The organism is Mycobacterium neumannii (assembly GCF_002245615.1).
In the GTDB taxonomy this organism is placed as follows: domain Bacteria; phylum Actinomycetota; class Actinomycetes; order Mycobacteriales; family Mycobacteriaceae; genus Mycobacterium; species Mycobacterium neumannii_A.
On record NZ_NKCO01000001.1, the window covers coordinates 446,861 to 470,605 of the forward strand.

24 protein-coding genes are annotated in these 23,745 nt (G+C 67.7%); 4 read left to right on the forward strand and 20 right to left on the reverse strand.

From position 1 onward, the window contains the following. Positions 1-27 precede the first annotated feature (27 nt). From CEX88_RS02310 to rplS, 3 genes are all read right to left on the reverse strand, one after another. Positions 28-759, reverse strand: a complete 732-nt coding sequence (locus CEX88_RS02310; RefSeq protein WP_094292227.1) for a ribonuclease HII — start codon at positions 757-759, stop codon at positions 28-30. 27 nt (positions 760-786) lie between these two features. Further along, a complete protein-coding gene (gene lepB, locus CEX88_RS02315) occupies positions 787-1,602 on the reverse strand; it encodes a signal peptidase I (RefSeq protein WP_094292228.1) in 816 nt (271 codons plus the stop codon). Positions 1,603-1,688: 86 nt separating this feature from the next. Next, positions 1,689-2,030, reverse strand: a complete 342-nt coding sequence (gene rplS, locus CEX88_RS02320; RefSeq protein WP_064428397.1) for a 50S ribosomal protein L19 — start codon at positions 2,028-2,030, stop codon at positions 1,689-1,691. 322 nt (positions 2,031-2,352) lie between these two features. On the opposite strand from rplS, the gene CEX88_RS02325 reads away from it, so the two are divergent. Both CEX88_RS02325 and CEX88_RS02330 read left to right on the forward strand, forming a co-directional pair. Next, positions 2,353-3,276 (forward strand): serine hydrolase, encoded by a 924-nt coding sequence (locus tag CEX88_RS02325; protein WP_094292229.1) that lies wholly within the window; start codon positions 2,353-2,355, stop codon positions 3,274-3,276. 84 nt (positions 3,277-3,360) lie between these two features. Then, positions 3,361-3,885, forward strand: a complete 525-nt coding sequence (locus CEX88_RS02330; RefSeq protein WP_094292230.1) for a hypothetical protein — start codon at positions 3,361-3,363, stop codon at positions 3,883-3,885. Between the two features lie 5 nt (positions 3,886-3,890). Here the strand turns inward: CEX88_RS02330 and trmD are convergent, their stop codons facing one another. The 5 genes from trmD to CEX88_RS02355 form a co-directional block, all read right to left on the reverse strand. After that, a complete protein-coding gene (gene trmD / locus CEX88_RS02335; protein WP_094292231.1) occupies positions 3,891-4,568 on the reverse strand; it encodes a tRNA (guanosine(37)-N1)-methyltransferase TrmD in 678 nt (225 codons plus the stop codon). 3 nt (positions 4,569-4,571) lie between these two features. Next, positions 4,572-5,087 carry a ribosome maturation factor RimM gene (gene rimM / locus CEX88_RS02340; RefSeq protein ID WP_094292232.1) on the reverse strand — a complete coding sequence of 172 codons (516 nt, stop codon included), beginning with the start codon at positions 5,085-5,087 and terminating at the stop codon, positions 4,572-4,574. A gap of 9 nt (positions 5,088-5,096) precedes the next feature. Next, complete coding sequence (locus tag CEX88_RS02345; RefSeq protein WP_003881089.1) at positions 5,097-5,339, reverse strand: RNA-binding protein; 243 nt, start codon at positions 5,337-5,339, stop codon at positions 5,097-5,099. A gap of 8 nt (positions 5,340-5,347) precedes the next feature. Beyond that, positions 5,348-5,893, reverse strand: coding sequence for a 30S ribosomal protein S16 (gene rpsP, locus CEX88_RS02350; RefSeq protein ID WP_094292233.1), 546 nt, complete (start codon positions 5,891-5,893; stop codon positions 5,348-5,350). A gap of 194 nt (positions 5,894-6,087) precedes the next feature. Beyond that, the gene (locus CEX88_RS02355; RefSeq protein ID WP_094292234.1) at positions 6,088-6,504 is read right to left on the reverse strand and encodes a nuclear transport factor 2 family protein; all 417 of its coding nucleotides are present in this window, start codon (positions 6,502-6,504) and stop codon (positions 6,088-6,090) included. A 32-nt stretch (positions 6,505-6,536) separates the two neighbouring features. On the opposite strand from CEX88_RS02355, the gene CEX88_RS02360 reads away from it, so the two are divergent. Together CEX88_RS02360 and CEX88_RS02365 are read left to right on the forward strand one after the other, a co-directional pair. After that, positions 6,537-7,415, forward strand: a complete 879-nt coding sequence (locus tag CEX88_RS02360) for a D-alanyl-D-alanine carboxypeptidase family protein (RefSeq protein ID WP_094292235.1) — start codon at positions 6,537-6,539, stop codon at positions 7,413-7,415. 73 nt (positions 7,416-7,488) lie between these two features. Then, positions 7,489-8,334 (forward strand): D-alanyl-D-alanine carboxypeptidase family protein, encoded by an 846-nt coding sequence (locus CEX88_RS02365; protein WP_068198016.1) that lies wholly within the window; start codon positions 7,489-7,491, stop codon positions 8,332-8,334. A 177-nt stretch (positions 8,335-8,511) separates the two neighbouring features. Here CEX88_RS02365 and CEX88_RS02370 read toward each other — a convergent pair whose 3' ends face one another. The 12 genes from CEX88_RS02370 to CEX88_RS02425 form a co-directional block, all read right to left on the reverse strand. After that, a complete protein-coding gene (locus tag CEX88_RS02370; RefSeq protein WP_094292236.1) occupies positions 8,512-9,594 on the reverse strand; it encodes a metal-dependent hydrolase family protein in 1,083 nt (360 codons plus the stop codon). Position 9,595: 1 nt separating this feature from the next. After that, on the reverse strand, positions 9,596-11,164 hold the full coding sequence (ffh, locus tag CEX88_RS02375; RefSeq protein ID WP_094292237.1) for a signal recognition particle protein: 1,569 nt from the start codon (positions 11,162-11,164) through the stop codon (positions 9,596-9,598). A gap of 69 nt (positions 11,165-11,233) precedes the next feature. Next, complete coding sequence (locus CEX88_RS02380; protein WP_238381923.1) at positions 11,234-13,732, reverse strand: [protein-PII] uridylyltransferase; 2,499 nt, start codon at positions 13,730-13,732, stop codon at positions 11,234-11,236. 69 nt (positions 13,733-13,801) lie between these two features. After that, the gene (locus tag CEX88_RS02385; RefSeq protein WP_018600748.1) at positions 13,802-14,140 is read right to left on the reverse strand and encodes a P-II family nitrogen regulator; all 339 of its coding nucleotides are present in this window, start codon (positions 14,138-14,140) and stop codon (positions 13,802-13,804) included. Between the two features lie 33 nt (positions 14,141-14,173). Next, a complete protein-coding gene (locus CEX88_RS02390; RefSeq protein ID WP_066844846.1) occupies positions 14,174-15,538 on the reverse strand; it encodes an ammonium transporter in 1,365 nt (454 codons plus the stop codon). 182 nt (positions 15,539-15,720) lie between these two features. Continuing rightward, positions 15,721-17,097 carry a signal recognition particle-docking protein FtsY gene (gene ftsY, locus CEX88_RS02395; RefSeq protein WP_197696787.1) on the reverse strand — a complete coding sequence of 459 codons (1,377 nt, stop codon included), beginning with the start codon at positions 17,095-17,097 and terminating at the stop codon, positions 15,721-15,723. 128 nt (positions 17,098-17,225) lie between these two features. Further along, on the reverse strand, positions 17,226-20,813 hold the full coding sequence (smc, locus tag CEX88_RS02400; RefSeq protein ID WP_202931349.1) for a chromosome segregation protein SMC: 3,588 nt from the start codon (positions 20,811-20,813) through the stop codon (positions 17,226-17,228). Between the two features lie 26 nt (positions 20,814-20,839). Beyond that, complete coding sequence (locus tag CEX88_RS02405; RefSeq protein WP_066845156.1) at positions 20,840-21,124, reverse strand: acylphosphatase; 285 nt, start codon at positions 21,122-21,124, stop codon at positions 20,840-20,842. Next, a complete protein-coding gene (locus CEX88_RS02410; protein ID WP_066844854.1) occupies positions 21,108-21,524 on the reverse strand; it encodes an OsmC family protein in 417 nt (138 codons plus the stop codon). The genes CEX88_RS02405 and CEX88_RS02410 overlap by 17 nt, the downstream gene beginning before the upstream one ends. A 57-nt stretch (positions 21,525-21,581) precedes the next feature. Next, the gene (mutM, locus tag CEX88_RS02415; RefSeq protein WP_094292239.1) at positions 21,582-22,454 is read right to left on the reverse strand and encodes a bifunctional DNA-formamidopyrimidine glycosylase/DNA-(apurinic or apyrimidinic site) lyase; all 873 of its coding nucleotides are present in this window, start codon (positions 22,452-22,454) and stop codon (positions 21,582-21,584) included. Beyond that, positions 22,447-23,145 carry a ribonuclease III gene (gene rnc, locus CEX88_RS02420; RefSeq protein ID WP_066844857.1) on the reverse strand — a complete coding sequence of 233 codons (699 nt, stop codon included), beginning with the start codon at positions 23,143-23,145 and terminating at the stop codon, positions 22,447-22,449. Before rnc ends, mutM begins: the two co-directional genes overlap by 8 nt. Beyond that, positions 23,138-23,740: a YceD family protein gene (locus CEX88_RS02425; RefSeq protein WP_094292240.1), complete on the reverse strand. Its 603-nt coding sequence runs from the start codon at positions 23,738-23,740 to the stop codon at positions 23,138-23,140. Before CEX88_RS02425 ends, rnc begins: the two co-directional genes overlap by 8 nt. Positions 23,741-23,745: the final 5 nt, after the last annotated feature.

Genomic DNA, 23,745 nt, shown 5'->3' on the forward strand with positions numbered 1-23,745 from the left:
TGCCCCCTTGTTGGCTCCCATTGTCCCCTACCCGGCTTCGTCACATTGCTCCGGTGGACCCACGTGACGGGAGTCAACCAGTTCGGTCACCACTCTGATTCCTGCCGCCGTGGCCACCCGGCGCACATTGATGAACGAGTGCCGGTGTTGGCTACAGGGCCCCAGCTCGGCCAGCGCCGCGCTGTGCGCCGGCGTGCTGTAGCCCTTGTGAAGCGCGAAGCCGTACCCAGGGTGTTCGGCTTCCATCTTCACCATCAGACGGTCGCGGCTGACCTTGGCCAGCACGCTGGCCGCCGCGATGCACGCCGCGGCCGCATCGCCGCCGACCACCGGAAGCGACGGCGCCGACAGCCCGGGGACGCGGAAACCGTCGGACAGCACATAGCCCGGTCGCACGGACAGGCCCGCGACCGCGCGGCGCATGCCCTCGATGTTGGCCACATGCACGCCGCGGCGATCGACCTCATGGGAGGGGATGAACACCACGTGGTAAGCCAGGGCGTAACGCCGAATCAGGGGGAAAAGGCGCTCGCGCTCCTTTTCGTTGAGCTTCTTCGAATCGTCGAGCGCCGAGAGGCTCTCCAACCGATTCGGACCGAGAACACAGGCGGCGACGACGAGGGGGCCCGCACACGCGCCGCGGCCGACCTCGTCGACGCCGGCGACCGGCCCGAGGCCGCTGCGATACAGCGCAGATTCCAGGGTGCGCAGCCCCGAGGATTTCCGGATCACAGTGCGCGGAGGCCACGTCGCCGGCAAGAACAGCTCTCCTAGTGCGTCTGGCGTTTACGTCTGCGGGTTCTCGCTGCCCACGCCACCCCAACGGGAGGGGGGCCATGCGATGAACCGCGCCTTTCCGATGACATTGTCCACCGGGACGGTGCCCGCCGTCGGGTCGCCCGTGCACAGCAGACCCTTCTGGGCGTCGGCCGGGGTGTTGGTGCAGTGCGCGCGGGAATCAGCCGAGTGGGTGCGGTTGTCCCCCATGACCCACAACCGGCCTTCAGGCACTTCGACCGGCCCGAACTCATTTCCCAGGCATGGATAGATCGCGGGGTCCGCCTGCATGGTCTCGGGGTCCAGGTACGGCTCGTCGAGCCGCTTGCCGTCGACGGTCAACCCGGTCGCCGCTCGGCATTCCACCGTCTGGCCGCCCACCGCGATGATCCGCTTGACGAGGTCGTTCTCGTCGGGCGGGACGAATCCGACGACCGAGAGCACGTTCTGCACCCATCGGATCGCGGTGTTGTCCGAGCGGATCGACCGGTAGTTGATGTTCCAGTTCGGCGGGCCCTTGAACACGACGACGTCGCCGGGCTCGGGTGACGAGAACCGGTAGGTCAACTTGTCGACCATGATCCGGTCGCCGGTGCAGCCAGGGCAGCCGTGCAGGGTCGGTTCCATCGACTCCGACGGAATCAGATACGGCCGGGCGACGAACGTGAGCATGACGTAATAGATGACGAGCGCGATCGAGATGAGGATCGCGAATTCTCGGAGCGCACCGCCCTTTTTCTTGGGCTTTTCCGTCTCGCTGTCCGGCTCGGCGGTCTCGGGCCGGTGCTCGGCTGATGATTCGTCGGGCTCTGAGGAACCGGTCACCGCATCAGGGTAGCCAGCGCCGTGCTCAGCCCCGCGCTGCTCGCGCTCCAAGGATCAAGCCCCGGCGCCGACAGCCGACCGGGACGTCAGCGCTTTTCCTTGATCTTGGCTTTCTTGCCGCGCAGCTCACGCAGGTAGTACAGCTTGGCGCGACGTACGTCACCACGGGTCACGACGTCGATGTGGTCGACGTTGGGCGAATGCACCGGAAAGGTCCGCTCGACGCCGACGCCGTAGCTCTCCTTGCGCACGGTGAAGGTCTCCCGGACACCGCCACCCTGGCGACGCAGGACCACACCCTTGAAGACCTGGATGCGCTCCTTGGAGCCCTCGATGACCTTGACGTGCACGTTGACGGTGTCGCCGGGACCGAAGTCCGGGATGTCGTCGCGCAGTGATGTCTGATCGACGAAGTCCAGCGTGTTCATCGGTGACACTTCCTTGCGGTTGGCGGCTGCGGGCGCTGCAGTCACGTGGACGCCGTGACATGGCCTGCCGAGCCGATCTGATCGGGCGAATCGGGGTGTATCTCGCAGCGGGCGGAACGAGCCGTTCCCGGGTCCTGCACAGACAACTGCTCAATTGTGCCAGATGAGACCTGATCCAGCGAAATCGCGCCGGGGCCGTCGGTCCGCGCCTCGCGACGTTACCTAGACAGGCGCCCCGGGTAGCCGGTGATTAGGGTTGACACCAGGGCCGAAGCAACGCGGCGGGCCCCAATTTTCTCATCCGGGCCATTTGAGGAGGGTCATGAGCCGGCGGCCGTCTTTGCTGGTCAAGACGATCGCAATCGTCGCCGCCGCGATCGTGGTCGTCGCTGGGTACGAGACGCAAGCACACGACGCGCCATCGACCGTCATCGCGCCGCAGGGCGGCTCCGGACCGCTGCCCGACGCCCGGCCCGATGAGCCCGCCGCCTCCTTCGGCGGGCTCGTCGCCCGCACGCGCCGGGCCACCGAGCAGGCCGCCGAGACCGGTGCCGACCTCTCCGTCGCCGTGCTCGACCGCAATACCGGAACCTTCGTGTCCAACGGCAACAACGAGGCGATGCCGATCGCGTCGGTGGTCAAGCTGTTCATCGCCGACGACCTGCTGCTGCAGGAATCGCAGGGGAAGACCGAAATCCCGCCCGAGGACCGTAAGGCGTTGGATGCGATGCTGCGGTCATCCGATGACAGCGCGGCCGAGATCTTCTGGAATCGCGGCGGCGGCAGCGAGATCGTTTCGCGCGTCACCGCGCGGTACGGCCTGCGCGCGACCAGCACGCCGTACAACGGCCGCTGGTTCAACACCTTGAGCACCACGGGAGATTTGGTGCGGTACTACTCAGAGTTGCTCTCGGGCGGCGGCGGCCTACCCCCCGACAAGACCGACGTCATCGTGTCGAACCTGGCCAGGTCGACTCCGACGGCGCCCGACGGCACCATGCCCGGCGGTATCTACCCGCAGCGGTTCGGCATCCCCGAAGGGCTCTACGAGGAGCGGGTGGCGGTCAAGCAGGGCTGGTTCTGTTGCTGGAACGGCGGAAACTGGGTGCACTGGTCCACCGGGGCGATCGGCACCGATCGTCGATTCGTCATGGCGATCGCATCGATGCAGCCCGCCGACGACGCCACCGCACGCGACACGATGACGCAGGCGGTCAAGACCATGTTCCCCGGCGGCCGAATCTAGGCTCCGCGTAGCAAGTTCGACGAAAGTCGGCCGAGAACCGCGAAAAGGGCACTTCGCGCCGCGAGAATCCGGCACGCTGCGTTGATGACTCCAGCTGGGCAACTGCCGACCATCTCGCGCCGGGCCGCACTCGGTGCATTCGGGCTGGGCGCCGCCGCCATGGCCACCGCGCCGCAAGCGGCGGGTCAGCTCGATCAGGGCTATGAGGCGATGCTGATGAAATGCATCGACCCTCGGTTCACCACCGAAACGTGGAAGTACATGTCCGGCCGCGGGTGGCAGAACAACTACAGCCAGTTCGCCTTCGCCGGCGGGCCGGTCGGCGCGGTGGCCCCGGCGTTCGCCGGCTGGCACGAGACGTTCTGGGAGAACCTCGCGATCTCGGTGGACCTGCATTGGCTGACGCGGTTGATCGGTATGGCACACCGCGACTGCGGCGCAGCGGCAGTGGCCTACGGCGACAGGGGGCTGACCGACAAGGTGTACGAGACCGAGATGCTGTCGGGGGCGTTGCGGGCATTCCGGGAGGAGGCCGGCCGGCGTCAGCCTGCCCTCGTCGTCGAACTCGGCATCATGGATCTGAACGGAGTTGTCGAAGTCGTCACCTGAGGCGCTCAGTCGAGCAGGTCGGGTCGACGCTCGCGGGTGCGCTCCAATCCTTGTTCGCGACGCCATGCGGCGACCTTGGCGTGGTCGCCGGAGAGCAGGACATCGGGTACGTCGAGGCCCCGCCAGCTGGGCGGCCGGGTGTAGCTCGGACCCTCGAGGATGCCTTCGGAATGTGAATCCTGTTGATGTGACTGCGGATTGCCGAGCACGTCGGGCAGCAACCGCACGACGGCCTCGATCATCACCAGTGCCGCCGACTCGCCCCCGGGCAACACGTAGTCACCGATCGACACCTCCTCGACGCGCATGCGGCGCGCCGCGTCCTCGACGACGCGCTGGTCGATTCCCTCGTAGCGTCCACATGCGAACACCAGGTGTTTCTCGGTTGCCCATGCGCTGGCGTCGGCCTGCCGGAACAGTCGTCCCGCAGGCGTCGGCACCACCAGAAGCGTTTGTTCCGAACAGATCTCGTCGAGTGCCGCGCCCCACACCGGCGCCTTCATCACCATCCCCGGTCCGCCGCCGTAGGGCGCGTCGTCGACCGAGCGGTGCACGTCATGCGTCCAGCGGCGCAGATCGTGTACCTCCAGTTGCACGATGCCGGATTCAATAGCTCTGCCCGGCAATGACTGCCGCAGAGGTTCGAGGTAGGCCGGGAAGATCGTCACAACGTCTATTCGCATCGCTCAGATCTCCAGCAGGCCGTCCGGCGGGTCGATTTCGATGACCTCGTCAGCCAACGACACCGACGTCACGATCGCGCTGACGAACGGCACCAGAACTTCGCGTTCGTCAGCGCGGACCGCGAGCAGCTCACCGGCGGCCGTATGCAGCACCTCGGTGACGGTGCCGATGTCGTCGCCGTTTGTTGTCCGCACCCGCAGGCCCTCGAGTTGATGGTCGTAGTACTCGTCGGGGTCATCGATCGGTGGCAGTTCCTGCGAGTCGACGAGGAACAGGATTCCGCGCAGCGCGTCGGCGGCGTTGCGGTTGTCGATGCCGTCGAACCGGACCAGCAGACGGCCGCCGTGTTCACGGACCGACTCGATCCGGTACTCGCGCTCGGGACCGCCCTTCGCGGGTCGCCCGCGCAACGACGTCCCGGCTGCAAACCGCGCATCGGGATCGTCGGTGCGGACGTCCACCACCACTTCACCGGCGATGCCGTGCGCTTTGGCCACGCGCCCGACAACGAGGTCCATGATGACCGACTACTGGTCGGTGTCCACCACGTCGACGCGGATACCGCGACCGCCGATACCGGCGACCAGTGTGCGCAGCGCGGTCGCGGTGCGCCCACCGCGGCCGATCACCTTGCCCAGGTCATCGGGGTGAACGTGAACCTCGACGGTGCGACCACGCCGGCTGGTCACCATGTCGACGCGGACGTCGTCGGGGTTGTCGACGATTCCGCGCACGAGGTGTTCGACCGCGTCGACGACGACAGAACTCACGGCCTGACTCAGCTTTCGGTGGCGCCGGCGACGGTGGCGTCCTCACCCTCAGCCGAAGGCTCGGACTCGTCCTTGGCTGGCGCCGGATCGGCCTGGGCCTCGGCCTCGACCGCCTCCTTATCCGACTCGTCTGAGGCCTTGTCGTCGGCTGCCTTTTTGGCGGCGGGCGCCTTCTTCTTCTTGGGCTGCGTGGCCTCGGTACTCGGACCGCCCTCGGCCTCCGCGAGCGCCGCGTTGAACAGATCCAGCTTGCTGGGCTTGGGCTCCTTGACCTTCAGCGTGCCTTCCGCACCGGGCAGACCCTTGTACTTCTGCCAGTCACCGGTGATCTTCAGCAACGCGAGCACCGGTTCGGTCGGCTGCGCGCCGACGCTGAGCCAGTACTGGGCCCGCTCCGAGTTGATCTCGATGAGGCTGGGGTCTTCCTTCGGGTGGTAGCGACCGATCACCTCGATGGAGCGGCCCTGACGGCGGGTGCGCGCGTCGGCGACGGTGATGCGGTACTGGGGGTTGCGGATCTTGCCGAGCCGCGCGAGCTTGATCTTTACAGCCATGGTGGTACGTCTTCTCCTGTGATTGCCACGCTGGCAATTCAGCGATCGAGGCGGGTTGCCTCGGCCCGGTTTTGCCTTGCATGTGTGACCGCCGCAGAAGCGCCCGGCGAAATCGCTCGAAACGGGTCCCGCGGCAGACAGCCGCCCATTGTGCCAGAACAGCCGCGACCGGCAAAAATCCGCGCCGCGAGCGCTCAGACGAGTTTGTCGAAGCACTTCTCCTCGACCCGCTTGCTCATGCGCCAGCCGTCGGCGGTGCGCACGAACTCGTCGACGTACCAGATCCCGACGAAGTAGATCTGACCCTCGCTGCCCATCACCATCGGGTTGAAGCAGATCGCACGCGATGAGCCGGTGTCGCCGGTGACGCGGATATCGACGTTGCCCAGCATGTGGTAGTACGCCGGGAAGTTCGGCAGCACGTCCTTGAGCCACGTCTTGACCTGAGGAAAGCGGCCGTCGATGCCGCCGGTGACGCGGTAGTCGATGTAGGCATCCTGGGTGAAAACCCGGTCGAGGTCGTCGAATCGCTTCTGGTCGATGGCCGTCGAGTAGTCGATCAACAGCTGCTGTATTTCGAAGCGGTCGGAAATCTCCTCGAGGCTCAACATGCGTCGATTGAACACGACTAGGCTGCCTGCCCATGCGGAAGCTCTTGATCTGCTTGACCACTGTGTTGTGCCTCGTGGCCTTCGGGACCTCCGTCGCGACCGCCGCGCCCGTCGGCGTGAGCCAACCGTCGGGTTCGGTACCGATACCCGAGGGCCCGGCCCGGTCATGGGTGCTCGCCGATATGGACACCGGTGCGGTGCTCGCCGGGCGCGACGAGTACGGCCAGTACGCGCCGGCCAGCACGATCAAGGTACTGCTGGCGTTGACGGTGCTCGACGAACTGCCGCTTGATGCCACCGTGGTCGCCAACGAGGCCGACACCCGCGTGGAGTGCAACTGTGCGGGCGTGACGCCGGGCATGGTCTACACGACACGGCAACTGCTGGACGCGATTCTGCTGGTCTCAGGCAACGACGCGGCCAACACATTGGCCACCATGCTCGGTGGTTACGACGTCGCCGTGACGAAGATGAACGCCAAGGCCGCCCTGCTCGGTGCCCACGGCACCAACGCGGCGTCGCCGTCGGGCCTCGACGGCCCCGGCATCGACATGTGGTCGTCGCCGCACGATCTGGCGGTCATCTTCCGCGCCGCGATGGCGAACCCGGTGTTCGCGTCGATCACCGCTGCGCCCACGGCGGTCTTCCCCACCAAGGACGGTGACAAAGTCCTGGTCAACCAGGACGTACTGCTCGAGCGCTATCCGGGCATGCTCGGGGGGAAGACGGGGTTCACCGACCGCGCCCAGAAGACCTTCGTCGGCGCTGCGCAACGCGACGGTCGCCGGTTGGTCGTCGCGTTGATGTACGGCATGGACAAGCCGGGTCAGCCGACCTACTGGGATCAGGCCTCCAGCTTGTTCGACTGGGGTTTCGCGCTCAGTCCGGGCGCCACGATCGGCGCGCTGTGATCACCGGATGAGTTGCTGAATCGCAACACATCCGAGACCGGGACGGGGAACCCCGCCGATACGCTCGGCGACCATGCGAAGCATGTTGGCTGCGTTGGCCATTGCGCTGACTTGCGCAATGACACTGGCCATCGGCGTCGCCGCGCCCGCATCATCTCAACCGCGAGGCGAACCGTCGGGCGCCGTCGCGCTGCCCGACGGGCCGGCGCAGGCCTGGGTGCTCGCTGACGTCGATTCCGGCCGAATCCTGGCCTCGCGCAATCCCTATGAGCCGCATGCGCCCGCAAGCACCATCAAGGCGCTGCTCGCGATGGTGGTACTCGACCACCTTCCGCTCAACGCGGCGATCGCGGCCAGGCCGGCGGCCGCCGACGTCGAATGCTCCTGCGCCGGAGTAAAAGCCGGGCGCGCCTACACCGTGCGCCAACTGCTCGACGGGCTGATGTTGGTCTCGGGTAACGAGGCCGCCAACGTTCTCGCCGACGGCCTCGGCGGTTACCGCGTCGCGGTGGCGAAGATGAACGCCAAGGCGCAGTCGCTGGGCGCGCGCAGCACGCGTGCGTCGTCGCCGTCAGGGCTGGACGGTCCGGGCATGGAGTCGTTCACCACCGCCAGCGACCTCGCGCAGATCTATCGCCATGCGCTGCGGTATCCGGTGTTCGCCGCGATCGTGCGCCAGCCGTCGTCGCTGTTCCCGACCGACAACGGTCCTAAGACGATCACCAATCAGAACCAGCTGCTCAAGCGATATCCGGGCACGCTCGTCGGCAAGACCGGCTACACCAACCTGGCTCGTAACACCTTTGCCGCCGCCGCCCAACGCGGCAACCGCCGGTTGGTGGTCGCGCAGTTGTACGGCACCGGCGACCTCTACGGTCAGGCGATCAAACTGTTCGACTGGGGCTTCAGCCAGCCCTGAACCCCCGCGAGCGACCGTGTTTGCGCACGACACGCCGCAATTCTTGAGCGCTACACGGACTTTCGTGAGCGACGAGCGTCCGCGAATGTACCGATTACCCCGGTGTGTCGTGTACAGACACGGTCGCTCGCGGGGACGGTGCCGCTCGCGAGCTCAGGGGAAGGTTCGGCCGCGGGCTCAGGGGAAGGTGCGGCCGCGCAGGATCACCAGATCCGGGCGGTTGACGACGGCCGCGCCCTTGCGCGGATCGTCGGCGTAACACACCAGGTCGGCGGGCGCGCCGTGCTCCATGCCCGGCCGGCCGAGCCACTCGCGGGCGGCCCAGCACGCCGCACCCAGGGCTTCGGTCGGCGTCATCCCGATATCGGTGAGCGCGTCGATCTCGTCAGCGATGCGGCCGTGGGCGACCATGCTGCCCGCGTCGGTGCCCGCATAGATCGGGACCCCTGCCTCCCTGGCGGCAGCGATGCGCGGATAGCACTTCTCGTGCAGATCCCGCATGTGCTTGGCGTACGTCGGGTATTTCGCGGCGCCGTCGGCGATACCCGGGAAGTTGGCAACGTTGATCAGCGTCGGTACCAGCGCGGTGCCGTACTCGACCATCAGGTCGATGGTGTCGTCGGTCAGGCCCGTCCCGTGCTCGATGCAGTCGATCCCCGCCTTGATCAACCCCGGCAGCGCGTCCTCGCTGAACACGTGCGCGGTGACGCGCGCGCCGTTGGCGTGCGCGGCGTCGATCGCGGCCTTGAGCACATCGTCGGACCACAACGGCGCCAGGTCGCCGACCTCGCGGTCGATCCAGTCGCCGACGAGCTTGACCCACCCGTCGCCGAACCGCGCCTGTTCGGCCACCGCTTCGGGCAGCGCGGATTCGTCGTCCAATTCGATGGCGAACCCGCGCTGATAGCGCTTGGGCCTGGCGAGGTGGCGGCCCGCGCGGATGATCTCCGGCAGATCGTCGTGGTCGGCGAGACTGCGGGTGTCGATCGGCGAACCCGCGTCACGCAGCAGCAGCGCACCGACATCGCGTTCGACCTCGGCCTGTGCGATGCAGTCGTCGAGATTGTCCAGGGGGCCGTGATCGCCGAGACCCACGTGACAGTGGGCGTCGACGAGCCCCGGCAGTATCCACCCGCCGTCGAACACCGTCTCCGCGCCGCTGACCGGTTCGCCGCTGAGCACACCCCCGTCGATCCACCACTCCACGGGTTGCTCATCGGGCAGTCCGATGCCGCGGACATGAAGAACGGGGCGCTCCACGCTACTTCTGGCCCGGGAACTTCAGCTTGGACAGATCGATGTCGGCCAGTCCGGGCGGGAGCTCGTCGAGACCCTTGGGCATATCGGATAGGTCCGGGAAGCCGGCGGGCATGCCCGGCATCGCGGCGCCGAGGGGGTTGCGCACCTTGGGCGGAGTCGGGCCCCTGCCTGACTTCTTGTTCTTTCCGCTCTTCTTCTTGTTCTTCGTGTTCTTACGAGAGTTCTTGCGGCCGAACGGCATTCCCATCTGGCCTGCCATCTGCGACATCATCTTGCGGGCCTCGAAGAACCGCTCGACGAGCTGGTTGACCTCGCCGACCGTCACACCCGACCCGTTGGCGATGCGCAGCCGGCGCGACCCGTTGATGATCTTCGGATCGGCACGCTCCTCGGGCGTCATACCGCGGATGATCGCTTGCAGCCGGTCGAGCTGTTTGTCGTCGACGGAGGCCAGCGCGTCCTTCATCTGACCCGCGCCGGGCAGCATGCCAAGCAGGTTGCCGATCGGGCCCATCTTGCGGATCGCCAGCATCTGCTCGAGGAAGTCCTCCAGCGTCAGTTCGCCACTGCCGATCTTGGCCGCGGCCTCTTCGGCCTTCTGGGCGTCGAAGACCTGCTCGGCCTGCTCGATCAGCGACAGCACATCGCCCATACCGAGGATGCGGCTGGCCATCCGGTCGGGGTGGAAGACGTCGAAGTCCTCGAGCTTCTCACCGCTGGAGGCGAACAGGATCGGCACGCCGGTGATCTCGCGGACCGAGAGCGCAGCACCGCCGCGTGCGTCACCGTCGAGCTTGGTCAACACCACGCCGGTGAAGCCGACGCCCTCGCGGAACGCCTCGGCGGTGGTCACCGCGTCCTGGCCGATCATCGCGTCCAGCACGAAGATCACTTCGTCCGGATCGACGGCCTGCCTGATCGCGGCGGCCTGGCTCATCAGCTGGTCGTCGATGCCGAGGCGGCCGGCGGTGTCGACGATGACCACGTCGAAGTGCTTGGCCTTGGCCTCGGCCAGGCCCGCGGCCGCGACCGCGACCGGATCACCCGGCGCCGCATCGGCCGCACCGTCCGCCGACACACCGGGATGGGGTGCGAACACCGCGACGTCGGCGCGCTGGCCGACGATCTGCAGCTGGTTCACCGCACCGGGGCGCTGGAGGTCGCATGCCACCAGCAGCGGTGTATGGCCCTGAACGCGAAGCCATCTCGCGAGCTTGCCGGCCAGGGTGGTCTTACCGGAACCCTGTAGGCCGGCCAGCATGATCACCGTCGGCGGCGTCTTGGCGAACGCCAGCGGGCGGGTCTCACCGCCGAGGATGCCGATCAGTTCCTCGTTGACGATCTTGACGACCTGCTGGGCCGGGTTGAGCGCGCCGGACACCTCGGCGCCCCGGGCGCGCTCCTTGATGCGGTTGACGAAGGCGCGCACGACGGGCAGCGACACGTCGGCTTCCAGCAACGCCAGCCGGATCTCGCGGGTGGTCGCGTCGATATCGGCGTCGGTCAGCCGCCCTTTGCCGCGCAGGCCCTGCAGGGCCTCGGTCAACCGGTCGGACAGGGATTCAAACACGACGTCCAGCCTAATGGGAGCCGCCAGCGGCGCGCCGGAGCAGGGCGTGCGCGGCGTAAACGGCAGTGATCAGCTCGCTTCGGACACCGGTTTGCGGGCAGGCGGGGCAGGCAGCACCGCGTACAGGTCGCGTTCGATGTCGTCGCAGACGCCCTTGTCTGCGGTGATGCCGAAAAGGTCGACCACCGAGGAGCCCATCGTCGTCACCTTCGCCCACGCGATGTCGATGCCGTCGCGCTCGAACACGGCGGTCAGCCGGGCCAGCAGACCCGCGCGGTCGGTGCTGCGGATCTGCACGACCAGCTCGCCCGACCGGGCACCCTCGGACCACAGGATGCGTGGCGGGGCGGTGACGTGATTGATGGGGACGGCGGCAGGGACCTCGCCGGCGCGCGACGTGCCGTGCCGCGCGGCCTCACGTTCGCGGCGATCCAGTGCCTCCTGCACGTCGAGTTCACCGTCGAGCGCGAGGATGAACTGCTGGCGCAGCACCTCGGCCGCCGGGGGCGAGCCGAAATGCGGGGAGACGACGAACGTGTTGATCGCCGAGCCCTCGTGACCGTTCACCGAGGCCGAATGGACGCGCAACGAGTTCAGCGCGAGCACGCCCGCCGCCTTCGACAGCAGGCCGCGCCGGTCGGGAGCGATGACCGTCACGTTGAAGATCTGCGGGCCGCCCCCCGGTGTCAGCTCCAGATGAACGCCCACCTGTCCAGCGAGCGAAAGATATCGCGGATCAATGGGATCCGGTTGCGGTAGGGGTTCTCCGGCCATCACCATCCGGCAGCGGTGCACGAGATCGCCGAGGAGCGAGGCCTTCCAGTCGCCCCAGACGCCGGGTCCGGTCGCCAGCGAGTCGGCCTCGGCGAGGACGTGAAGCAACTCCAGCAGGACGGGATCGCCGTCGAGAGCGTCGACCACCGACGCAATCGTGTTGGGATCCTGGAGGTCGCGCCGTGTCGCGGTGTGCGGCAGCAGCAGGTGGTGGCGGACGACCTTCGACAGTATCTCGACATCCGACGGCCACATCCCCAGCCTGGTGCCGATCTGGGTGGCCAGCTCCGCACCGATGACGCTGTGATCGCCGCCGCGTCCCTTGCCGATGTCATGGCACAGCGCACCGAGCATCAGAAGGTCCGGACGGGCCACTCGCGTGGTGAAAGCGCTTGCCCGCGCGACGGTTTCGACGAGATGTCGGTCGACTGTCCAGATGTGCACCACATCGCGCGGAGGAAGGTCACGCACCGCACCCCACTCGGGAAACAGGCGCCCCCACAGGCCGGTGCGGTCCAGCGCCTCGATCGTGTCGACCGCCGACGGCCCCGCGGCCAGCATGACGAGCAGGTCCTTGAGCGCCTGATGCGGCCAGGGTGTGCGGAGTTCGGGGGCCGCTGCGGCCAGCCGGGACAGCGTCGAGGCCGCCATCGGCAGCCCCGTCGTCGCCGACGCTGCGGCCACCCGCAGGATCAGGCCGGGATCGCGTTCGGGACGGGCGTCGCGCGCGAGGATGACCTCGCCTGCGAACTCGATGACCCCCTCGTCGAGAGGGCGACGAGGGGGACGGCGCAATGCCGCGAATCCACGGCGGGGAAGCGCGTTACCTGCAGTGCGGATACCGGCGTCGACGTAGAAGCTGATGGTGCGCGCGGCATCGGACAGCATCCGGGCCAGATCGAAGCGGTCACCGATGTGCAGAGCCGCGCCGATCTCGTCGGCATGTTGGGCCAACAACAGGTCGCGGCCGCGGCCGGCCACCCTGTGCAGTTCGGTCCGTACGTTGAGCAACGCCAGATGAGCCTGCCCCAACGACCCGAGCGGCGACGCCAACGTGTGGTTGGGATACCCGTCGGCCAGTTGCGCGATCGCCAGCGCGTTGAGCAGCTGGACGTCACGCAGCCCACCACGACCGCATTTGAGGTCGGGCTCGGCGCGGTGCGCGATCTCTCCGCTGCGCTGCCAGCGCGCACGGGTGTGCTCGACGAGTTCGTCGAAGCGCGAAGCGATTCCGGTACGCCACTGCCGACGGGCTCCCCCGATCAGCAGCGCGGACAGGTCGGCGTCACCGGCGATATGACTCGCTTCCAGCATCGCCAGCCCCGCCGAGATGTCCTCACCGGCCACCTTCAACGCCTCGGGCACGGTCCGCACACTGTGGTCGAGGCGAATGTTGGCGTCCCACAACGGATACCACAGCAGTTCGGCCACCTGGCCGACCACGTCGTCCGGCATGTTGTCGTGCAACAGCATCAGATCCAGGTCGGAGTGCGGCACGAACTCACCCCGGCCCAGGCCACCGGTCGCGACGATGGCGAAGCCGCTGGTGGGCGTGATGCCGATCTCGGTGGCCTTGGTGGTCAGCCAGAACTCGTGCAGGTCTTGCAATGCATGTCGCAGGGCGGCCGAATCCAGTTGGCGCGCACCGTCTGTCAACAGCTGCTTGATCGCGGCGCACAGGTCCGTCGCGGGACGAGACGAGCCCGCCGCCGGCGCCACCCATTGAGGGGCACCGGCGGCGGTTCCCTGCTCCATGCGCTCCTCGGCAGCTGATTCGGGGTTCATCTCACTCATCTCGTCCTCTCCCCCTGTAACTCACGGTGTGTGATCGGACGGAGACGAACTCTCAGTTCTACAAGCGGCTCAAAGGGCGTCGGCTCCCCGTTCCCCGGTGCGTACCCGGACCACGGTGTCGACGGGGCTCACCCACACCTTGCCGTCGCCGATCTTCCCGGTCCGTGCGGCCTGGACGATGACATCGACCACCTTGTCGACGGCGGAGTCCTCGACGACAACCTCGACACGAACCTTCGGCACGAAATCCACGGAGTACTCAGCACCGCGGTAAACCTCGGTGTGCCCCTTCTGGCGCCCGTAGCCCTGAACCTCGCTGACGGTCATCCCGAGGATACCCGTCTGCTCCAGCCCGGTTTTGACATCCTCGAGTGTGAATGGCTTGACGATCGCTGTAATCAGCTTCATTTAGTGGATCCCTTCCGAGGAAATTGTTGCCGATCAGACGAGCTCGTAAGCGGTTTCAGCATGTTCGGTCGCATCAATGCCGGTGTCCTCGTCCTCCGCGGTTACGCGCCAACCCAACGGCTTAACGATAAAGGCAATGATCGCGGTCATGATGCCGGTGAAGATAACCGCCACCAAGGCGATGACGACCTGCACGACGAGCTGCTGGAACCCACCGCCGTAGAACAGCCCGGTCTCCAGCGCCAGGAAGCCGATGCCCACCGTTCCCCACAGGCCCGCTACCAGGTGCACGCCGACCACGTCGAGCGAATCGTCGTAGCCGAACTTGTACTTCAGTCCGACCGCCAGCGCCGACAGCGCGCCCGCGATGACGCCCAGGATCAACGACCCGATCGGCGACAGCGAACCGCAGGCCGGTGTGATGGCCACGAGGCCGGCCACGACGCCCGAGGCGGCACCGACGCTGGTTGCGTGGCCGTCGCGGAGCCGCTCCACCAGCAGCCAGCCCAGCATCGCGGCGGCGGTCGCAGCAGTGGTGTTGACCCAGACCTGGCCGGCGAGCATGTCGGCCGCGCCCTCGGATCCGACGTTGAAGCCGAACCAGCCGAACCACAGGATGGCGGCGCCCAGCATCACGAACGGAATGTTGTGCGGCCGATAGGCGACCTTGCCGAAGCCGGTCCGCTTACCGAGCAGCAGCGCAAGCACCAGTGCGGCCATGCCGGCGTTGATGTGCACCACCGTGCCGCCGGCGAAGTCGATCGGGGATACGTTCGCGGTGCCCTCCTCACTGACGCCGAAAAGCTTGGCCGCAATACCGTTCTCGGCTCCGGACAGCAAGCCGCCACCCCAAACCATGTGGGCCAGCGGGAAATACACCAACGTCACCCAGATCCCGCCGAACACCAGCCACGTGCCGAACTTCATGCGCTCGGCCACCGCACCGCTGATCAGGGCGACGGTGATGACCGCGAAGGTCAGCTGGAAGCCCGCCCAGACGATCGCCGGCACCGAACCGAATCCGCCGAGAACGTACAGCGATATTCCGTCCACTTCCTTGGTCTCCAGCAGCGGGCTCAGCCCGAACAGCGAGAACGGGTTGTCGAAGATGCCCGCGATGTCGCTGTTTCCGGTGTGCGCCGACGCGAACGACATCGAGTAGCCCCACAGCACGTAGATGACGCTCACGACGCCCATGGTCCCGAACGACATCATCATCATGTTCAGAACCGACTTCTGGCGTGACAGCCCACCGTAGAAGAACGCGAGACCGGGCGTCATGAACAGAACCAGCGCCGCGGCGGTGAGCACCCATGCGGTGTCGCCGGAGCTCAACCCGTCGGGGCCGAATGGCGCGAACGCATCATCGGGTAGGGCAAGGGGTAAGGCTGAAACCACTTTGTGTGAACCTCCTTGGGAAGTGCGCCGATCGGATCGGCCTCCCGAAGAGACTCTTTTGTCCGCGTTTCACCGGTGATTCTGTTCCGTTTCCACGAAGTGAACGGACACGCCAGAAGCGTTACGCTCGTGTTTCCACGCGGATTCCGCCGCGACGCACGGCCGCTGCCGGGCGCATCGGACTATCCGAGAAGCGCGTCGACGAATGCGCCGGGCTCGAACGGAGCGAGATCGTCGGCGCCCTCCCCGAGTCCGACGAGCTTGACCGGAACGCCCAATTCCTGCTGCACGCGAAAGACGATTCCGCCCTTGGCCGTGCCGTCGAGCTTCGTCAGCACCACCCCGGTGATGTCGACGACCTCGGCGAACACCCTGGCTTGCGGCAGACCGTTCTGGCCGATCGTGGCATCGAGCACCAGCAGGACTTCGTCGACCTCGGCGCGCTTGCTGACCACCCGCTTGACCTTGCCGAGTTCATCCATCAACCCGGTCTTGGTGTGCAGGCGCCCGGCGGTGTCGATAACGATGACGTCGGCGCCCTCCTTGATGCCCTCGTCGACGGCGTCGAAGGCCACCGAGGCGGGGTCGGCGCCCTCCGGGCCGCGTACCACCTGCGCCCCCACCCGCGACGCCCACGACTGCAACTGATCGGCCGCGGCGGCGCGGAAGGTGTCGGCCGCCCCGAGGACGACGCGGCGACCGTCGGCGACCAGGACGCGGGCCAGCTTGCCGACGGTGGTCGTCTTACCGGTTCCGTTCACCCCGACGACCAGCAGCACCGAGGGTTTGTCCGCGTGCGGCAGAGCCCTGATCGAGCGGTCGAGGTCGGGCTGCAGCGCTTCGATGAGGACCTCGCGCAGCACGGCGCGGGCGTCGGCCTCGTTCCGCACCCGGCTGCTGGCCATCCGGGCGCGCAGCGCGGCGACCACCGACTCCGTCACGACGGGCCCGAGGTCGGCGATCAGCAGCGTGTCTTCCACTTCCTCCCACGACTCGTCGTCCAGGTCGCCTCCGCCGAGCAGCCCCAACATGCTGCGTCCGAGAGTGTTCTGAGACTTGGCGAGCCTGCCCCGCAGCCGCTCGAGCCGCCCTTCTGTCGGTGCGATCTCGTCGAGGACCGGTGCGTCCTGCTCGACGACGGGTGCCGGCTCGGCAGGCGCGGGCGCCGGTTCAGGCGCGGGCGCCAGCTCGGCAGGCGCGGGTGCGGGCGTCGGTTCGTCAGGCGCGGGCGCGGGTTCGGCGGGTGCGGGGCGCTCCTGAACCGGCGGCTCGGGTAGCTGCACGTCGGCGATCGGGCGCTTCGGTGCGTCGCGCGGAATGGTGGCGTCGTCACCGACGGCGGGCAGGCCGGTGGTGTCGATGCGCTCGGGGGGCGCGGTCGGCGCGGATTGCGAGAACGTGATCCCTGCAGAGGCGGTATAGCCCCCGGAACGGTCGATCGGCGTGGCCGTCTCCGTCGACGACAGCCGGATGCGCCGGCGTCGATACCGCACCAGCCCGACGACGAGCGCGGCGACCAATAAAACGGCAATAACCGCTATCGCGATCCACAACCACATCGAGCCAACATCAGTCACGGCGCCATTGTCTCAAGGTGAGCCGCGCCGACGCCCCCCGCGCCCCCTCATGCCTCGATCTGTGCACCGCTTGTTGCGCTCAGCGCGCCAGACGGTGCACAAACCGCGGCTCAGTTGGCCGCGCCGACCAGTTCCTGCCCGCGCATGCGCTGGCTGATGACCGCGGTGATGCCGTCGTCGCGCATGGTGACGCCGTACAGGGCGTCGGCGACCTCCATCGTGGGCTTCTGGTGGGTGATCACGATCAGCTGGGAGCGCTCGCGCAGCTGCTCGAACAAACCGATCAGCCGGCGCAAGTTCACGTCGTCGAGCGCCGCCTCGACCTCGTCCATCACATAGAACGGCGACGGCCTCGCGCGGAAGATCGCCACGAGCATCGCGACCGCGGTCAGCGATTTCTCACCGCCGGACAGCAGCGACAAGCGCTTGATCTTCTTGCCGGGCGGCCGCGCCTCGACCTCGATGCCGGTGGTCAGCATGTCGTTGGGGTTCGTCAGCAGCAGCCTGCCTTCGCCGCCGGGGAAGAGCGTCGAAAACACCTGGGTGAACTCGCGTTCCACGTCGGCGTACGCCTCGGTGAACACCTGAAGGATGCGTGCGTCCACGTCCTCGATCACGTCGAGGAGGTCCTTGCGGGCACCTTTGACGTCCTCCAGTTGGGTGGACAGGAAGTTGTACCGCTCCTCGAGCGCAGCGAACTCCTCGAGCGCCAGCGGGTTGACCCGGCCCAGTTCGTTGAGCTCTCGCTCGGCCTTCTTGGCGCGCCGTTCCTGCGTCGCGCGGTCGAACGGCATCGGTGCAGGCGCGGTGACCTGCTCGCCACGCTCGCGCGCCTGCTCGAACTCGGCCATCTCCAATTCCGTTGGCGGCAACGGCACGTCCGGCCCGTATTCGGCGATCAGGTCGGCGGTTGCCATGCCGAACTGTTCGAGCACCTGCTCCTCGAGCTGCTCGATCCGCAGCGCGGCCTGCGCCTTGGCGACCTCGTCCTTGTGCAGCGCCTCGGTGAGGCCGTTGACTTTGGCGGTGAGCTCGTTGACCTCGTCGCGCGTCGCGGCCAGCGCGGCGGCGCGGTGCTGTCGTTCGGCGGCGACCTCGTCGCGGGCGCGTGAGGCCACCGCCACGACGGCGCTGAGCCGTTGCGCGACAACGCGACCCGATTCCGCGACCGCGGCCGCCACGGCCGCCGCATGTCGACGGGCTTCGCGAGCACGCATCGCGCGTAGCCTTGCCTCGCGTTCGGCCGCGGCGGCCCGGCGCAGCGAGTCAGCCTTTCCGCGAACGGCATTGGCGCGCTCTTCGGCGGTGCGCACCGTCAACCGGGCCTCCACCTCGGCGGTGCGGGCCGCCTCTGCCGCTGCCGTCGTCTCCTGCCGGTTGACGGGCTCGGCTTCGAACGTCGGCTCCTGCTGTGCGTTGTGCAGCCTCTGCTCGAGCTCGGTGAGTTCGTCGACGGTGCGGGACCGATTGGTTTCCAGTTCATTTCGCTGCTGGATCAGCCGCTGCCATTCGTCGTCGGCCGACCGCGCGTCCTGACCGAGCCGACCCAACTGCTCGTAGATCGCCGAGATCGCCGCGTCGGATTCGTTGAGCGCGGCCAACGCCTGCTCGGCGGCATCCTGACGGCTGGCCTGTTCGGCGAGCGCACCGGACAGCGCCGCCGACAGCTCGTCGACCTGTTTTTCGGCCTCTGCGAGCTCGGCGCGGGCCTTGTCGACCTCCGATGCGATCTCGAGCGTGCTGGGTTTGCGATCGGATCCGCCGCTGACCCAGCCCGGGCCCACGAGATCGCCGTCGGTGGTGACCGCCCGCAGCGTCGGATGCGCCGCGACCGCGTCCAGGGCAGCGGCCAGGTCCGAGACCACCACGACGTCGGCGAGCATGGCCCGGACCGCGCCCTGCAGTCGCTGTGGCGCCTCGACCAGATCAACCGCGCGCACCGCGCCGTCGGGCAACGACTGTGCCTGCGGCACTTCACGGTTCGGCCAGTCGCTCAGCACGATCGCCGCCCGGCCGCCGTCGGACTCCTTGAGCGCCGCGACCGCTGCACGAGCGGCTCCCGGGCTCTCGGCGGCCACCGCGTCGGCCGCGGCACCCAGCACGGTCGCGACGGCCACCTCGTAGCCGTTGCGCACCTTCAACAGGTTGGCGACCGAGCCGAGAAGCCCTGCCCCACCACGGTTCTTCTGTAGCCAGGCCGCCCCGTCCTTGCGATCGAGACCCACCGAGAGAGCCTCGATGCGCGCGCGTAGCGAGGCCACCTGACGTTCGGCGCCACGTTCGGCGGCCTGTAGTTCGGCGACGCGTTCGTCGGCGAGCCGCAGCGCGGCGACCGTGCGGTCGTGGTGATCGTCGAGACCGACCTCACCGGCGTCGAGTTCGCCGACGCGACTCTGCACGGTCTCGAACTCGGCCTGGGTCTGTTGCGCGCGGGTGGCGGCCTCGTCGATGGTGCCGGTGAGGCGGGCGACGGTCTCGTCGATCGACTCCACGCGAGTGCGCATGGTGTCGACCTGACCGGCCAGCCGCGCCAGACCCTCGCGACGGTCGGCCTCGGCGCGGGCGGCGGCCATGTGTGCGCGCTCGGCCTCGGCGGCGATGCGCTCGCGTTCGGTGAGTTCGGCGCGGGCCGCCTCGAGCTTGCCGCGCGACTCGGTCAGCTCGCTGAGCAGCCTGCGCTCCTGTTCGGCGACCTCGTCGGCCTGGGCTTCCAGGGCGTCGGGATCCGGACCCGTCGACGCCTCGGGCTCGGTGTCGAGATGCTGTGCGCGCTCGCTGGCGATGCGCACCGTCGCGCTGACGCGTTCGGCGAGCGCGGACAGCGCGAACCACCTCTGCTGCGCCGCGTCCGCGCGTTCGCTGAGGCTGCCGACCGCCGCCTCGTGCGCGGTCAGCTCGGCGGTCTTGGCCTCGAGCCGTGTGGCGATCTCGTCGTGTTCGCGCCGCAGCGTGGTCTCGGCCTGGTTGGTGTTGTCGAACTCGGCGCGGCGGGTGACGAGGTCGTCGGCGGCCAGCCGCAGCCGCGCGTCGCGCAGATCGGCCTGGATGGTTTGTGCGCGCCGGGCCATCTCGGCTTGACGCCCGAGCGGTTTGAGCTGACGGCGCAGTTCGGTGGTCAGGTCGGTCAGCCGGTTCAGGTTGGCCGACATCGCGTCGAGTTTGCGGACCGCTTTTTCCTTGCGCTTGCGGTGCTTGAGGACGCCGGCGGCCTCCTCGATGAACGCGCGCCGGTCCTCGGGGCGCGACTCGAGGATCTCGGAGAGCTTGCCCTGTCCGACGATGACGTGCATCTCGCGCCCGATACCGGAGTCCGACAGCAGTTCCTGCACGTCCATCAACCGGCAACTGCTGCCGTTGATCTCGTACTCGCTGCCGCCGTCGCGGAACATCCGCCGGGTGATCGACACCTCGGAGTACTCGATCGGCAGCGAGTTGTCGGAGTTGTCGATGGTCACCGTCACCTCGGCGCGGCCCAGCGGCGGGCGCGACGACGTGCCGGCGAAGATGACGTCCTCCATCTTGCCGCCGCGCAACGTCTTGGCGCCCTGCTCACCCATCACCCAGGTGAGCGCGTCGACGACATTGGACTTACCCGAACCGTTGGGCCCGACCACGCACGTGATGCCTGGCTCGAAGCGCAGAGTCGTCGGCGAAGCAAACGACTTGAAGCCCTTCAGGGTCAGACTCTTGAGGTGCACGACGTGCCACACTACCGCCGCAGCGGCTATCGCTCGGTGAACCCTTGTAGCGAGTCGCGAGGTTCTGTGAAGTCGGCGACGACGTTGTCGACCCGCCCCGGCGTTTCTCCTCTTTGCAGCAGGTCAAGCAGCCGCTGACAGGACTCGCGTGGCCCCTGGGCGACCACCTGAACCCGGCCGTCGGGCTTGTTGGCCGCGAATCCGGTCAGCCCTAGTTCCAGTGCTCGGGCGCGCGTCCACCACCGGAAGCCGACACCCTGAACGTGCCCGTGCACCCAAGCCGTCAGGCGTACCTCAGCTAACTCCTGCATCATCTACCTCAAACGTCACTTTGGCCCCAGCCTTGAGGGTGCGGCCGACGGTGCAGACCTGGTCGATGGCGCGCTCGACGACCGTGAGCACCCGCGCCCGCTCCTGCTCGGACAGCCCGGACAGGTCGAGTTCCATTCGCTCTTCGAGCAGCGGATAGCGCTCCTGCTCGCGGTCGGCCGCCCCGGAGACGCGGATCGTGGTGCGGTACTGCTCGCCGAGGCGCCGCTGCAGGGGCACGTCGCTGGCCATCCCGCTGCAGGCGGCGAGCGCGATCTTCATCAGCTCACCGGGCGTGAAGACGCCGTCGACGTCCTCGTTGCCGACGAGCACCTCCGCGCCGCGGGAGCTGTGTCCGACATAGCGCCGCACTCCCGTCCGCTCAACCCAAAGTTCGGTCATGGCCCCATCTTCGCCCAGACCGACGTATTGGCGGAAAACCGCGCGCTCAATCGACCATTACGTCGGTCTGGGCGCGGTTCGCCGTACCCGCGGGCGCGGCTGACATTTCGGACAGTAGAACGACGAGCGGTTCATGAACTTCTCGCGCCGCATGATGGCCCCACAGCGTCGGCAGGGCTCGCCTTCGCGCCCATATGCGTCCAGCGAGCGGTCGAAGTAACCCGACTCGCCGTTGACGTTGACATACAGCGAGTCGAATGACGTCCCGCCTTGGGCGAGCGCCTCGCGCATCACCTCGGCGGCCGCGTCGAGCAGCTCGGCCAGCTTCGGCCTGCTCAGAGACGACGCCAACCGGGCGCCGTTGACCTTGGCGCGCCACAGCGCCTCGTCGGCATAGATGTTGCCGATGCCCGAGACGACGGTCTGGTCGAGCAGCTGACGTTTGATCTCGGAGTGCTTGCCGCGCAACACTTTCACCACGCCGTCGCGGTTGAATTGCGGGTCGAGCGGGTCACGCGCGAGGTGCGCGACCGGAAACGGGACGTCGGTCCCGTCGACGGTGACCATGTCGGTGAGCAGCCATCCGCCGAACGTGCGCTGGTCGACGAAGCTCAACGCGGTGCCGTCATCCAGCAGCGCCGCGATGCGCAGGTGATTCTCGCTCGGGGGCGCGCCCAGCAGCATCTGCCCGCTCATGCCGAGGTGCACGACCAGCGCGGAGCCGTCGTCCAGCGTCAGCCACAGGTACTTACCTCGCCGCCCGGTCCCGGTGATCGTGCTGTCGAGCAGGCGCGCGGTCAGATCCGCGGGTCCCGCCTCGTGGCGCCGCACCGCGCGCGGATGATGTACGCGCACAGCGGTGATGGTCTTGCCGACGACGTGTGCGTCCAGTCCGCGACGGACAACCTCGACCTCGGGAAGCTCAGGCATCTACCTCGGCCGTCAGCGCGTTCCACGCCGCCGCGGCCGCCTTGAGTTCGGCCTCCTTCTTGGTGCGCCCGACACCCCTGCCGTATTCGGTGTCGGTCACCATGACCGTCGCGGTGAATTCCTTGTCGTGGTCCGGACCCGTCGAGGTGACGAGATAGGTGGGCGCACCAAGGCCGCGCGAGGCGGTCAGCTCCTGCAGACTGCTCTTCCAGTCCAGCCCGGCGCCCAACGTGGGCGCGGTGTCGAGCAGGTCGCCGAACAGCCGCAGGATCACCTCACGCACGACCGCGTTGCCGTGCTCCAAATAGATTGCACCCAACAAGGATTCGACGCCGTCGGCCAAGATGCTGGCCTTGTCGGCGCCGCCGGAGCTCAGCTCGCCCTTGCCGAGTAGCAAATAGGCGCCGAGCCCGCCATCGGACAGCTGACGACCGACGTCGGCGAGTGCCTGGGTGTTGACGATGCTGGCGCGCAGCTTGGCCAGATCGCCCTCGGACCGGTCGGGGTGCCGGTGGTAGAGCTCCTCGGTGATGGTCAGCCCGAGCACGGCGTCGCCGAGGAACTCCAATCGCTCGTTGGTCGGCAGACCGCCGTTCTCGTAGGAGTAGCTGCGATGGGTGAGCGCCATGGTGAGCAGTTCGTCGGGCAGATCCACACCCAGCGCCGCCAGCAGCGCGGCGCGCTCACTCACGCGTGTCCTCAGTGGGATCGTCGGCTCCGCCGACAGTGTCGACCATGCCGGCCAGCTTCGCCCAGCGCGGGTCGATCCGCTCGTGGTGGTGACCGGGTTCGGCGGTGGCCAAGGCCACACCGCAGTCCGGGCACAGGCCCGCGCAGTCCGGACCGCACAGCGGCGCGAACGGCAGCACCAGCCCGACGGCGTCGATGATCGGCTGCTCCAGGTCGACGGTGTCGTCCACCACGCGACCGACCTCGTCGGCTTCGGTCGTCTCGTCGGTGGCGCTGTCGGGATAGGCGAACAGTTCGGTGAGGTAGATCTCGACGTCGCCGGTGACCGGCGTCAGGCATCGCGCGCAGTCGCCCGTCGTGGGAGCGGACACCGTCCCGGAGACCAGGACTCCCTCCGACACCGACTCGACACGCAGGTCGAGTCCCAGCGGTGCCCCTTTGTCGATGGCGATCAGGTCGAGCCCGATGCGCGACGGGCTGGGCACCGTTTCGGAGACAGTCATCATCGACCCGGGTCGCCTACCGAGCCGGGAGATGTTGATCACGAGCGGCGATCGTGACGCGCGATGCGCCGCCGCTTTGGCATGCGTCGCCATAAGTA

Coding starts and splice junctions, on each gene's coding strand:
- rplS (WP_064428397.1), bottom strand. CDS start 2,030: ATGAACACGCTGGACTTCGTCGATCAGACATCACTGCGCGACGACATC.
- CEX88_RS02325 (WP_094292229.1), top strand. CDS start 2,353: ATGAGCCGGCGGCCGTCTTTGCTGGTCAAGACGATCGCAATCGTCGCC.
- CEX88_RS02330 (WP_094292230.1), top strand. CDS start 3,361: ATGACTCCAGCTGGGCAACTGCCGACCATCTCGCGCCGGGCCGCACTC.
- trmD (WP_094292231.1), bottom strand. CDS start 4,568: ATGCGAATAGACGTTGTGACGATCTTCCCGGCCTACCTCGAACCTCTG.
- rimM (WP_094292232.1), bottom strand. CDS start 5,087: ATGGACCTCGTTGTCGGGCGCGTGGCCAAAGCGCACGGCATCGCCGGT.
- rpsP (WP_094292233.1), bottom strand. CDS start 5,893: ATGGCTGTAAAGATCAAGCTCGCGCGGCTCGGCAAGATCCGCAACCCC.
- CEX88_RS02355 (WP_094292234.1), bottom strand. CDS start 6,504: ATGTTGAGCCTCGAGGAGATTTCCGACCGCTTCGAAATACAGCAGCTG.
- CEX88_RS02360 (WP_094292235.1), top strand. CDS start 6,537: ATGCGGAAGCTCTTGATCTGCTTGACCACTGTGTTGTGCCTCGTGGCC.
- CEX88_RS02365 (WP_068198016.1), top strand. CDS start 7,489: ATGCGAAGCATGTTGGCTGCGTTGGCCATTGCGCTGACTTGCGCAATG.
- CEX88_RS02380 (WP_238381923.1), bottom strand. CDS start 13,732: ATGAGTGAGATGAACCCCGAATCAGCTGCCGAGGAGCGCATGGAGCAG.
- CEX88_RS02385 (WP_018600748.1), bottom strand. CDS start 14,140: ATGAAGCTGATTACAGCGATCGTCAAGCCATTCACACTCGAGGATGTC.
- ftsY (WP_197696787.1), bottom strand. CDS start 17,097: ATGTGGTTGTGGATCGCGATAGCGGTTATTGCCGTTTTATTGGTCGCC.
- CEX88_RS02405 (WP_066845156.1), bottom strand. CDS start 21,124: ATGCAGGAGTTAGCTGAGGTACGCCTGACGGCTTGGGTGCACGGGCAC.
- CEX88_RS02410 (WP_066844854.1), bottom strand. CDS start 21,524: ATGACCGAACTTTGGGTTGAGCGGACGGGAGTGCGGCGCTATGTCGGA.
- mutM (WP_094292239.1), bottom strand. CDS start 22,454: ATGCCTGAGCTTCCCGAGGTCGAGGTTGTCCGTCGCGGACTGGACGCA.
- CEX88_RS02425 (WP_094292240.1), bottom strand. CDS start 23,740: ATGGCGACGCATGCCAAAGCGGCGGCGCATCGCGCGTCACGATCGCCG.